Origin of the sequence: Bacteroides sp. D55t1_190419_B8 (assembly GCF_015558905.1) — a bacterium.
GTDB lineage: Bacteria > Bacteroidota > Bacteroidia > Bacteroidales > Bacteroidaceae > Bacteroides > Bacteroides vicugnae.
This window is the reverse complement of record NZ_JADMOU010000016.1, coordinates 94,316-106,488: the sequence shown is the minus strand read 5'-3', so window position 1 is coordinate 106,488 and position 12,173 is coordinate 94,316. Positions and strand designations below refer to the sequence as shown.

Sequence of the window (12,173 nt, the reverse complement as noted above, 5' to 3'; positions counted from 1 at the left end):
GACAGTGGTAAGAAAACAATTGTATCAATCGTTTGTCCCCAAACAGTTATGGTATGACAACAACGGTATGCATATCAATGCTCATGGGGGTGGAATGCTCTATGATAAGGGAACCTATTACTGGTTTGGAGAACATAAGATAGCCGGCAGTGAAGGGAATAAAGCCCAGGTAGGTGTAAGTTGCTATTCTTCAAAAGACCTATATAACTGGATCGATGAAGGAGTTGCCCTTGCTGTTGATTCTGTAGGGTCCGGTAGTGATATTGAGAAAGGATGTATACTTGAACGCCCCAAAGTAATCTACAATGCTCAGACGAAGAAGTACGTGATGTGGTTCCATCTTGAACTGAAGTCTGAAGGATACAAGGCAGCCCGATCAGGGGTGGCTGTGAGTAATAATATCACCGGTCCATACAAATTCGTCAAAAGTATGCGTCCAAATGCCGGACACTGGCCGATGAATGTGCTCCCTTTACATAAGTCGAGCAATATTCCCTCTCAGGGTAAAAGTTATACAGGTTCGGGGATGCCGACGCATACCGATTCACTTAATATTCTGGGACGTGATTTTCAAGGTGGACAGATGGCGCGTGATATGACCCTCTTTGTTGATGATGATGGTAAGGCTTATCATATTTATTCATCCGAAGAAAATAGCACTATGCATATTGCTGAACTGTCCGACGACTATCTTTCGCATACAGGTCGATATGTGCGCATATTTGTAAACAGATATATGGAAGCTCCCACTATTTTCAAAAGGAACGGTAAATACTATTTCATAGGTTCGGGATGCACCGGTTGGAAACCTAATGCTGCACGTTCCGCTGTGGCCGAATCAATATGGGGGCCATGGAAAGAATTGGGTAATCCTTGCAGAGGAATCAATAGTGAGCTTACCTTTGGTGGGCAGAGTACTTATATACTTAAAGTGCAAGGTATGCAAGACTCTTATCTTTTTATGGCAGACGAATGGCGCCCTGACGATGCAATTGACGGACGTTATATATGGTTACCTATTACTTTTGAAAATGATAATCCGCTGATATATTGGAAAGATGACTGGAAGTTCTGATGTATCTCGACTAAAATATTATTTATGATGAAAAAAATATTCTTTTCCATGGTAATGTTAGGTGCAACCTTTGTGGTGTGTGCTCAGCAAAAACAAGACGACCCACGTATACCAAGCAAAAAAGATTTGGTAACATACAAATTATCTAAAAAAACAATTTATAAAGATGGATGGATAGACTTTAATAAAAATGGTAAGAAAGACATTTATGAGGATCCCAATGCTCTTATTTGTGATAGAGTGGAGGATCTTTTAAGCCAAATGACGGTAGAGGAGAAAACTTGCCAAATGGTAACGTTGTATGGCTATCAGCGTGTACTTGATGATGAACTACCCACTGCCGAATGGAAGAATAAACTATGGAAAGATGGTATGGGGGCCATCGACGAACATCTCAATGGATTCCGCCAATGGGGATTACCTCCGTCAGACAACGCATTTGTTTGGCCAGCGTCGAGACATGCTTGGGCCTTGAACGAAGTGCAACGCTTCTTTGTGGAAGATACACGACTTGGTATTCCTGTTGATTTTACAAATGAGGGTATCAGAGGTGTAGAAAGTTATATCGCTACCAACTTTCCCACTCAACTAGGATTGGGGCATACATGGAATAGGGAACTGATAAAGAAAGTGGGGTATATCACGGGACGTGAAGGGAGACTATTGGGATATACCAATATCTATGCTCCTATTCTTGATGTCGGGCGTGACCAACGTTGGGGTCGCTACGAAGAGATATATGGTGAATGTCCTTACCTGGTGTCCGAACTTGGAGTGGCAATGACACAGGGAATGCAAACAGATTATCAGGTTGCCTCTACTGCAAAGCATTTTGTAGCATACAGTAACAATAAGGGAGGACGTGAAGGATTGTCTCGGGTAGACCCGCAAATGTCTCCACGCGAAATTGAAAATATACATATTTATCCCTGGAAAAAAGTTATAAAGAAAGGAGGACTATTGGGAGCGATGAGTTCATATAACGATTATGACGGTTTTCCTATTCAAAGTAGTTATTATTGGTTGATGACACGATTACGCAAGGATTTAGGTTTCAAAGGGTATGTTGTTTCTGATAGTGATGCGGTGGAATATCTTCATTCTAAACACGGGACTTCTCAAAATATGAAAGAGTCCGTCAGGCAATCGGTTGAGGCCGGATTGAACGTGCGTTGTACATTCCGCTCTCCTGATTCGTATGTATTGCCTTTGCGTGAGTTGATAGCTGAAGGAGGTCTCTCGATGAAAACAATAGATGATAGGGTGCGTGATATACTGCGTGTTAAATTTATGGTCGGGTTATTCGACACTCCTTATCAGATGGATTTGAAAGCTGCCGATGAAGAAGTAAACAGCATGGAAAACCAGATGATAGCATTACAAGCTTCACGGGAGTCTGTTGTATTGCTAAAGAACGAGAATCAAACATTGCCACTGGCTAAAGAACGAATCAAGAAGATTAGCGTATGTGGTCCCAATGCTGATGACGTATCTTACGCTCTCTCTCATTACGGTCCGTTGGCGGTTGAGACTATTTCGGTATTACAAGGTATAAAAGAGAAGATGAAAGGGAAGGCAGAAATATTCTATACAAAAGGATGCGACGTTGTAGACTCCAACTGGCCCGACTCGGAGATTCTGCCGACAGAATTAACCGACGTGGAACAGGCTGAAATAGATAAAGCTGTGACCAATGCGTTGAAAAGTGATGTAGCCATTGTCGTTTTAGGTGAGAACGGACGGACATGTGGAGAAAATAAGTCACGGTCAAGTCTTGATCTGCCTGGTCATCAGCTCGATTTGCTAAAGGCGGTATACGCTACCGGAAAACCGACAATACTGGTTGTTATTAGCGGTCGTCCCAACTCTATCAATTGGGCAGACAAACATATACCGGCAATTTTAGAAGCATGGTATCCTGGTTCGCAAGGTGGAACGGCTATAGCAGATGTGATCTTTGGTGATTATAATCCCGGAGGTAAACTTACGGTGACATTCCCTAAGACAGTGGGGCAGATTCCATTTAATTTCCCCTCAAAACCGGCTTCACAGGTAGATGGCGGTCGTGTATCAGGATTAAAGGGAAATATGAGTCGGGTGAATGGTGCATTGTATCCGTTTGGATATGGATTGAGTTACACTAGTTTCAAATATTCCGATCTTGTTATATCACCTTCTGTTATCACTCCTAAACAAGATGTAGCAGTGCGTCTTAATGTGACAAATACAGGAGATAGAGAAGGGGATGAAGTTGTACAGATGTATATTCGTGATATTATCGGCTCGGTGACTACGTATGAGAAAAATCTCCGTGGATTTGAACGTGTCAACCTGCAACCGGGAGAGACTAAAGAGGTGATGTTTACCATTACGCCCGAAGATTTGTCCTTGTATAATGAAGAAGAAAAATGGGTAGTAGAACCTGGTGACTTTAGAATCATGATCGGATCATCTTCTGCAGATATTCGTTTATTTGATACCCTTACAGTGGTATCCTATCAAGACAGTCGTGTACCGGATATTAACAAGAAGAATGGGACGAAATGGACAGGCGGTAAGGGAGATTATCTAACTTTGCCGGTGAAAGATGCCGATACGATCGACCGTGTTTCGATTCGTTGGACAAATTTGCAGAAAGAACCGACACATTTCGATATACAAGTATCGAGTGGTGGCGGACAGTTTTTGACTATATTCTCTGGAAAGATCACTGATGAGGGGCGTATGCAGAGTTATAAGTTTAATAAAACGACTGTAAGTGATATACGTATTCTGATTACTTCGGGAAAAGCATCTATTGCCGAAGTCAAAGTAGATAAGGAATAGTCGAACTGTTTCATGTAATTTATAAATGTAATTTGCCTTATGACAAAAAAAGTATTAGCATACCTCTTCCTGTCTCTTTGTTGTATCTCTTTACATGCGGCGAAAGTGTGGGTGGAAACTGAAAGTTTCAGAAATAAAGGTGGTTGGGTAACAGATCAGCAATTTATGGACTTGATGGGTTCTCCTTATCTGATGGCTCACGGTATGGGTATTCCCGTAGCAGATGCGTCTACTCCGATAGAAATACCAGAGAAAGGGACATATCATATTTATGTCCGTACTTTCAACTGGACTTCCCCCTGGCATCAGGGAGAAGGTCCGGGGAAGTTCCAACTGGGGATAAACGGAAAGAAACTATCAACTGTACTGGGTGCGAAAGGAGATAAATGGTTGTGGCAATATGCTGGAAAAACCGATTTAAAACAGGGGGAGGCGATTCTGACCTTACATGACCTTACAGGCTTTAATGGACGTTGTGATGCTATCTATCTGACGACAGATAAAGAGGATATACCTTCTGAGGAATCAGCCGAACTGAATCTGTTTCGCCGGAGAATGATGAACCTGCAGGCTCCTGCCATACAGCAACAATACGATTTGGTTGTTGTTGGTGGCGGTATCGCCGGAATGTGTGCTGCGGCATCTGCTTCTCGCTTGGGATGTAAGGTGGCGTTGATTAATGACCGTCCTGTATTAGGAGGTAATAACAGTGCTGAAGTGCGTGTGCACTTAGGTGGGCATATCGAAGTTGGTCCTAACAAAGGGTTGGGGCGTATGATTCGTGAATTCGGACATTCACGTAAAGGAAACGCACAACCCGAAGATTATTACGAAGATGAAAAGAAGAATGAGTTTATTGCCGCAGAAGAGAACGTTACATTATTTGCTAACTATCGGGCAGTATCTGTGAAGATGAATGGAGAGTGTATAGAATCTATTATCATCAAACATATTGAAACCGGAGAGGAACAATGTCTGAAAGCTCCCTTGTTTTCAGATTGTACGGGAGATGGGACCATTGGTTATTTGGCGGGAGCCGACTATAGGATGGGGCGTGAAGCACGCAGTGAGTTTGGGGAAGCACTGGCACCGGAAGTCGCTGACAAGATGACGATGGGAGCTTCTGTCCAATGGTACTCAGTGGATAAGAAGAAAAAAACATCTTTTCCGGAATTCTCTTATGGAGTAGAATTCAATGAAAATAATTGTGAGAAAGTGACTATGGGAGAATGGAAGTGGGAGACAGGCATGAATTTTGACCAGGTGAATGATGCCGAACGTATCCGGGACTATGGTTTGCAGGTTGTTTACTCCAACTGGAGTTTCCTGAAGAATCACCTGAAGGCAAATGATAAATATAAAGATCGTTCACTGGGATGGGTGGCCTATGTTGCCGGAAAAAGAGAATCCCGCAGACTGTTGGGAGACTATATTCTGAAACAGGATGATATTGATAAGAACGTTTTTCACGAAGATGCCTCTTTCACGGCTACATGGAGTATTGACTTGCATTTTCCCGATCCTGATAATTCGAAGAAGTTCCCGAATGCGGAATTCAAAGCAGCAACCAACCACATCTATATATATCCTTATGCAGTACCCTATCGCTGCCTGTACTCCCGAAATGTAGAGAACCTGTTTATGGCAGGACGTAATATTAGTGTGACTCACGTGGCGTTGGGAACAGTCCGCGTAATGCGTACTACAGGTATGATGGGAGAAGTTGTCGGTATAGCAGCTTCTCTGTGTAAGAAGTATCGAGCTTCTCCTCGTGAAGTTTACCAGCATCATTTGGAGGAACTTAAAACATATATGCAGAAGGGGATGGGTAAAGATGGAAATGAATTACCGGATAATCAACGGTTTAATGAGGCAAATAAATTATTGCCGGTTCCACGTGCTTTAATGAAATAAATGACCGTTTTATTTAAACATGAAAAGAATACTATTTGTGTGGGCAATGATCTGTCTCGTAACATTCTCTTATGCCCAAAGTTCCTGTTATAGTGAACTGAAAGGAGATACACTGACTATTGCTAACAGATTGGTTGAACGTAAGTTCGTATGGAATGGCGGAAACCTGATGACATATAGTCTATGTGATAAAGTGAACGGGAAAACAAATTTAACGGCATCGTTGATGCCGGATTTCGTCATTTTGAAGGATGCAAAATCAGGAATGGATGGAACTTGCCAGGTGGAAAAGGTGATGGCTACTGACATTCATCCGGCCTATTTGAGAACGGTTGTTACTTTTTCTTTGGGTTCTTTGGACATTCGGCGGATATATCGCATTTATGATGATTGTCCGGCAATAGCATGCGACACTTACCTGAAAGGTACGGTTAACAGTGTTTTTGGTGGACGGGATGAGAACGCTGCCGATCGTAAGAATATTGAGTTTGCCGAAGATATGAAATCTAAATCTGTGACTGCTGTTTTGGATCAGTTGAACTTTAAAGGTCAACATTGGCATGCCAAAGCCGTAGAGTTTTGGGATGTAACGGACTGGAACAATAATTTGGTAGCAGAACGGGATATTATTACTTATCGCAAAAACAACTATCGTGGAAATCTTTTCTTTGTACGAAACGGTGAAGATAACAGTGGCTTTTTCTTCCTGAAAGAAGCGCCTTGTTCTAGCGTACAACTAGCCTATAATGGTGTCGATTTCATGGCAGAGTTCGGAAAGTTTATGGTTACCGGACTAGGTCTTACGGAGAAGGATATTCAACAGGATGAATGGATACGAACATATGGTTGTGTAACAGGTGTATATGGTGGAGGTAAATTGCAGGCATTGACTGCCCTTCGTAACTATCAAAAGAATACCCGTCGCCATTTCCGTGACCGTGACGAAATGATTATGATGAATACCTGGGGTGACCGTAGCCAGGATTCTAAAGTAAACGAAGCATTTTGTTTGCAGGAACTTGAACGTATGTCCAGACTAGGGGTGACCCACTTTCAAATAGATGACGGATGGCAGACTGGCAAAAGTCCGAATTCGGCAGTAGCTAAAGGCTCATTCAAGAATATTTGGGATAATAAAGACTATTGGAAGCCAGATAAGAAAAAATACCCTCGTGGACTGTCCCCTATTGTAAAAAAAGGAAAGGAACTGGGTATTGAGATAGGCTTATGGTTTAACCCGAGTGTACAGAATGACTTTGCCGACTGGGAGAGAGATGCTGAAACTTTGGTTGGACTTTATCGTACCTATGGGATCCGTATTTTTAAAATAGACGGATTAAATATACCTACTAAGAAAGCGGAGATCAATCTTCGCAATTTGTTTGATAAGGTGTTGGTACAGACAGATAATAAAGTAATGTTTAACTTGGATGCAACTGCTAGTCATCGTGGCGGTTATCATATGTTCAACGAATATGGAAATATCTTCTTGGAAAATCGTTATACCGATTGGCAGAACTATTACCCGTATTGGACGCTTCGTAATTTATGGATGTTGTCTAAATATGTTCCGGCAGAAAGGTTGCAGATTGAATTTCTGAATAAATGGAGAAATACGGAGAAGTACGGTGACGAGTCATTTGCACCAAACCGGTATTCGTTTGAATATCTGTTTGCAACAACTATGGCAGGGCAGCCACTGGTTTGGATGGAAGCTGCTAATTTACCTGAAGAAGCTTTCTCCATCAAAGAAATGATGGAGAAGTATAAGAAGATACAATATGATTTTCACCAGGGAACTATTCTTCCCATTGGTGATGAGCCTTCCGGACGTTCCTGGACTGGATTTCAGTCTATATGTGACCAACAGGCTGATGACTTGCTCGGTTGTAATGGGACAAGAGGTTATCTTCTGATTTACAGGGAAGATAACATACACGATAAGGAATGGATAGAGACATGGTTACCTGAGGGTGCCCGTGTGGTATGTACTCCAATTCTTGGTAATGGAGAGGCTATGACAGTTACTGTTGGTAGAAAAGGGATAATAAAAGTTTCTCTTCCCCAAAAGAATGATTTTGTGATGTATCAATACGAGATTATGTAGTATATTCAATTTATTATTTCGTCTGGCTCTTCCCTATTTGGGTATCAGTAGACTTCAGCCACATACCTAATAAGTGAAGCATCTGCGAATGGTATTCAAAATCTGTATTCATTCCCCAACCATGACCTCCTTTGGGGAATATGTACATGGTTGCGGGGATATTGTTTTTCTTTAATGCTTCATAATAGAATATACTATTGACTGGAGACACGGATTTGTCGTCATCACTCAATAGCAAGATTGCAGGTGGGGTATTCGCATTGATCTGTTTCTCATTAGAAAAAAACTGAATGTCTTCAGGTAGCGGTTTGTCACCCAATAAATTAGAACGGGAACCACCATGTGTAGCCATTTCCATTGTAATGACTGGATAAAAAAGGATGGAGAAATCAGGCTTTGTGCTTGTTCCTTCTGTTGTATAGTGAGTGGAAGTAGTGGCTGCCAAATGTCCACCTGCCGAAAAACCGGCGATACCCACTTTATTGGCATCTATGCCAAATTCGTTGGCATGCTTGCGTACATAACGCATTGCTTGTTGTGCATCATCTAATGGCACTTCTTTATGTTTGTTTGGCATTCGGTATTTGAGCACGAAGGCTGTTATTCCCTGTCCGTTCAGCCATTTTGCAAACTCCGATCCTTCGTGCTGAATAGCCAATCCTGCATATCCACCGCCAGGGCATATCACAACTGCCATTCCTGTATTTGTAGCTTTGTTAGCCTGATAGATAGTCAATTCGGGTGAAGATACATTTGTTATCCAGTTACCATTTCTTTCACATTTCTCGGTTTCTGTTATTTCATTATTCGTCGGTGGGTTTGTTTCCCACAGTTTTACGACCTTTTGAGCATTCATAGTTGTATATGTAAATATCAGCAAAGTGCTTAGCACTAGTAATCGATCTTTTTTTTATCATGTTAATCAAATTTTGATTATTAAAGCTAGATAAGAATCTTAAGACTACAAAGTTACATTTTATTCTTTGTAATTTGAAAGTCTTGCTGAATATAATTGGAGCTCTTTTTTATAGAAATTGTAACATAGACTATATTTTAGCCTGTTTTTTCCTTGTAATAGCCTATTGATCTCTTTAATTTATGAGTTGTTTATAGTAGGATTACGAAGATTTTCTCTACATTTGTCTGGTTAATCTCTGTTATCTCATACTCATTAAAGTCTATCCGCCCCATGAAAAAGAACTGTCTATTTTGCCTTTTGCTCTTCTTTTCTTGTCATTCAGCTTTTGCTGATGAACGCTTGGACTCACTGTTAAACGTACTTGATAAAACGATTAAGGAAGCCGATACTTATGTGCAGATTAAAGAAAACAAACTCCATGAGTTGAAAAGAGAAGCCCGAAAGACAGCTCCTCTTTCTATTGAACGCTATCATTTGAATAATGATATCTATCTTGAATATAAAGCATACAGTTCTGATTCCGCACTCCATTATCTGAATGAAAACTTGCTACTGGCAAGACAGTTGAATGATAAAGAGAGAGAACTTAAAATTCAATTGGAGTTATCTTATTTGTTATCTTCCATCGGAATGTATATGGAAGCGGCAGATATATTAAATTCCATTGATCGCCAGACCCTTCCAACATCTCTTTTGGGCCATTATTATACATGTTATGAACATGTATATTCTGAAGCGGGAGCCGCACAACCACGATATAAAATGTTTGCTTCCCGCTATGTAAAGTTGAGTCATGTATATCGGGATTCTATGGAGGTTACATTAGATTCGTCTTCGGCTACTTACCTGTGGTTGCGTGAGACACAGCTAAGAGAGGCCGGAAAATATGATGAGGCTATGGAATTCAGTGACCGCCGACTCGCAGAAGCTTCTTTTGGCACTCCCCAATATGCATTGGTGGCTTATCAACGTTTCCGTCTTTTTGAGAGCATGGGCAAGAAAGACGAACACTTATATTATTTAGTACTTTCAGCTATATCAGATGTACGTTCCGCCATTAAAGAACAATCTTCTTTGATGGTACTGGCACAAGAACTGCATGGCAAAGGAGATTTGAAACGTGCCTATGACTATATCAATTTCTCATGGGAGATATCACAATTTTATAAAACGAGGTTGCGGAGTTGGATGAATATCACTCCGCTTTCCATGATTAATGGGAATTATCAGGATATTATCAAGCAACAGAATCGGGAACTGCTGATTTATATTACGTGTGTAGCCTTGTTGGCACTACTGTTGGTGGTAGCGTTAATCTATATTTATCGTCAGATGAAAGCCCTTTCCATCGCCAAAAAAGGATTGCAGGAAGTAAACGAACGGCTGTTCTCTTTGAATGAAGAACTCGAAGAAGTGAACCGCCACCTTCGTTCCACCAATCTGGAACTTTCAGAGTCCAATCTCATTAAAGAAGCCTATATCGCCCGTTTCTTTAAATTATGTTCTGTATATGTAGACCGTTTGCAAGCATACAGAAAGCTGGTAAACAAGAAACTGCAACGTGGGCAAGTGGCAGAATTGTTGAAAATGACACATCTTAGCAATGATATTGTAACCGTTGAAGTGCAAGAATTGTATGCGAACTTTGATTCTGCTTTCCTGCATCTCTTCCCTAACTTTGTGGAATCGCTCAACGAATTATTGTTGCCCGAAGAACAGATTGTCTTGAAGCCGGATGAATTACTGAATACCGAATTGCGTATTTTTGCTTTGATACGTTTGGGAATAAAAGACAGTTCGCAGATTGCAGAGCTTCTGCATTACTCGGTGAATACGATCTATAATTATCGTTCAAGAGTGAAGACCAAAGCACGTGTTTCACGAGATGATTTTGAAGATTTGGTGGCAAAAATCCGTTAATAAAATCTGTGCCGAATCTACCTTTTAATGTGAGCTTGTTAAGTATTAATATGTTTATTATCAGATAGTTATTTCTTTGAGTGGATTATGCATTTCCACTTATATTCCCTTTGCTATTTTTTATCGGGGCATTTCCCTCTATTTTTGTCATAACCGAACGGAACGAACTGATTCCGCTTTCGGGAGTTCTTTTTTTATTAACCTTTATAGAAATACAAATGAAAAATGAATTACTGCATTTTTTTGTTCCGGAAAAAGGAAGAACAAAACGCCGGCCTATAAGCTGGATCTGCTGTTGGGCTATTCTATTGGGGATAGTTTGCAACGCTTGCTCTGACGATGATCCTGTGAAAAAGAATCCTTACCTGCAAGTAAGTACTCGTGCCATGCTGAAAGAGGTGGTAGAGGTCAAATTCAACAACATTGATGGAAATACCGATATTACTGTCGATTTTGGTGACGGGACGGTCAAGGAGGGGAAAGCTGCCACCCCTATCACTTATGCCTATACTCAGAGTGGTGACTACACGCTACACGTTACGGCAGGTCAGTATGAGGTGCAGAAGAGAATCCGCATCTATAATCTATTGGCGTTGACGGAGGCGATGAAGCAATTCAGAGAGCCGGATAACAAAAAAGTATGGGTCATGACACACCGGGCACATACGTCCGACAGGACAGTTCCCGAAAATTCAGTCTCTTCCGTAGAGGATGCCATTGATTCTGGAGCTGAAGTGATCGAGTGTGATACTCATGTGACAAGTGACGGAGTAGTAGTGGTTTGCCATGACCAGACGATCAATGCTACAACGAATGGCACGGGGGACATCACGAAAATGACCTATGCGGAAATACAGAAGTACAACTTGAAAGACCGGAACGGTCGGGTGACTGATGAAAAGATGCCTACTCTGGAAGAGTTTCTGAAAGCAGGACGCGGTAGAATCTATTACAATCTCGACTACTCTCCGCGTACAGCAACTTCGCAACAAGTGGTGGATATCGTGATGAAACTGGATATGATGGAATCTGTATTTTTCTATTGTAACAGTGCGCAGAAGGCGGAAGAAGTATTGGGCATTACTTCCAAGGCACATGTGTATACATGGACAGGAAGTCATAAACCGATGATAGGACTACCGGGTAATTACTTCGTGCAATACAGCTACCTGACGAATGGGAAAAGCACTCCTTTGGGAAGTTCAATCAATGATGGAATGCTTGCTACGGTGAATATGCTTCCTGCCAGTGGCAGTAGTGTGTCCGAATGGACGTTGAACGAGACTTATCTGGATGAACTCTTGCAAATCTATCCGATGGTATGTATGATACAGACGGATTTACCGGACTTGTTGATTCCGGCATTACAGGCAAGAGGGCTTCGTTAACTTTATCATCTAATATAAAAATCA

7 protein-coding genes are annotated in these 12,173 nt (G+C 41.4%); 6 read left to right on the top strand and 1 reads right to left on the bottom strand.

The window, feature by feature from the left end:
* Positions 1-67: 67 nt before the first annotated feature.
* From I2I13_RS24720 to I2I13_RS14735, 4 genes are read left to right on the top strand one after another with little or no spacing between them, the layout of a single operon-like run.
* The gene (locus I2I13_RS24720) at positions 68-1,075 is read left to right on the top strand and encodes a glycoside hydrolase family 43 protein (RefSeq protein ID WP_195649837.1); all 1,008 of its coding nucleotides are present in this window, start codon (positions 68-70) and stop codon (positions 1,073-1,075) included.
* Positions 1,076-1,102: 27 nt separating this feature from the next.
* Positions 1,103-3,901 carry a glycoside hydrolase family 3 C-terminal domain-containing protein gene (locus I2I13_RS14745; RefSeq protein WP_195649836.1) on the top strand — a complete coding sequence of 933 codons (2,799 nt, stop codon included), beginning with the start codon at positions 1,103-1,105 and terminating at the stop codon, positions 3,899-3,901.
* Between the two features lie 39 nt (positions 3,902-3,940).
* Positions 3,941-5,815 (top strand): FAD-dependent oxidoreductase, encoded by a 1,875-nt coding sequence (locus I2I13_RS14740; protein WP_195649827.1) that lies wholly within the window; start codon positions 3,941-3,943, stop codon positions 5,813-5,815.
* 19 nt (positions 5,816-5,834) lie between these two features.
* On the top strand, positions 5,835-7,922 hold the full coding sequence (locus tag I2I13_RS14735) for an alpha-galactosidase (RefSeq protein ID WP_195649826.1): 2,088 nt from the start codon (positions 5,835-5,837) through the stop codon (positions 7,920-7,922).
* A gap of 13 nt (positions 7,923-7,935) precedes the next feature.
* Here I2I13_RS14735 and I2I13_RS14730 read toward each other — a convergent pair whose 3' ends face one another.
* Entirely contained in the window at positions 7,936-8,778 is an 843-nt protein-coding gene (locus I2I13_RS14730; RefSeq protein ID WP_195649825.1) for an alpha/beta hydrolase, read from the bottom strand.
* 333 nt (positions 8,779-9,111) lie between these two features.
* Here I2I13_RS14730 and I2I13_RS14725 point away from each other — a divergent pair, with 333 nt between their 5' ends.
* Complete coding sequence (locus I2I13_RS14725) at positions 9,112-10,761, top strand: DUF6377 domain-containing protein (RefSeq protein ID WP_195649824.1); 1,650 nt, start codon at positions 9,112-9,114, stop codon at positions 10,759-10,761.
* Positions 10,762-10,979: 218 nt separating this feature from the next.
* A complete protein-coding gene (locus I2I13_RS14720; RefSeq protein WP_195649823.1) occupies positions 10,980-12,149 on the top strand; it encodes a glycerophosphodiester phosphodiesterase family protein in 1,170 nt (389 codons plus the stop codon).
* Positions 12,150-12,173 lie beyond the last annotated feature (24 nt).

What these genes read in the sequence shown, in the direction of transcription:
- I2I13_RS14735 (WP_195649826.1), top strand. Translation starts at nt 5,835, where the DNA reads ATGAAAAGAATACTATTTGTGTGGGCAATGATCTGTCTCGTAACATTC.
- I2I13_RS14725 (WP_195649824.1), top strand. Translation starts at nt 9,112, where the DNA reads ATGAAAAAGAACTGTCTATTTTGCCTTTTGCTCTTCTTTTCTTGTCAT.
- I2I13_RS14720 (WP_195649823.1), top strand. Translation starts at nt 10,980, where the DNA reads ATGAAAAATGAATTACTGCATTTTTTTGTTCCGGAAAAAGGAAGAACA.
- I2I13_RS24720 (WP_195649837.1), top strand. Translation starts at nt 68, where the DNA reads ATGCATATCAATGCTCATGGGGGTGGAATGCTCTATGATAAGGGAACC.
- I2I13_RS14730 (WP_195649825.1), bottom strand. Translation starts at nt 8,778, where the DNA reads ATGAATGCTCAAAAGGTCGTAAAACTGTGGGAAACAAACCCACCGACG.
- I2I13_RS14740 (WP_195649827.1), top strand. Translation starts at nt 3,941, where the DNA reads ATGACAAAAAAAGTATTAGCATACCTCTTCCTGTCTCTTTGTTGTATC.
- I2I13_RS14745 (WP_195649836.1), top strand. Translation starts at nt 1,103, where the DNA reads ATGAAAAAAATATTCTTTTCCATGGTAATGTTAGGTGCAACCTTTGTG.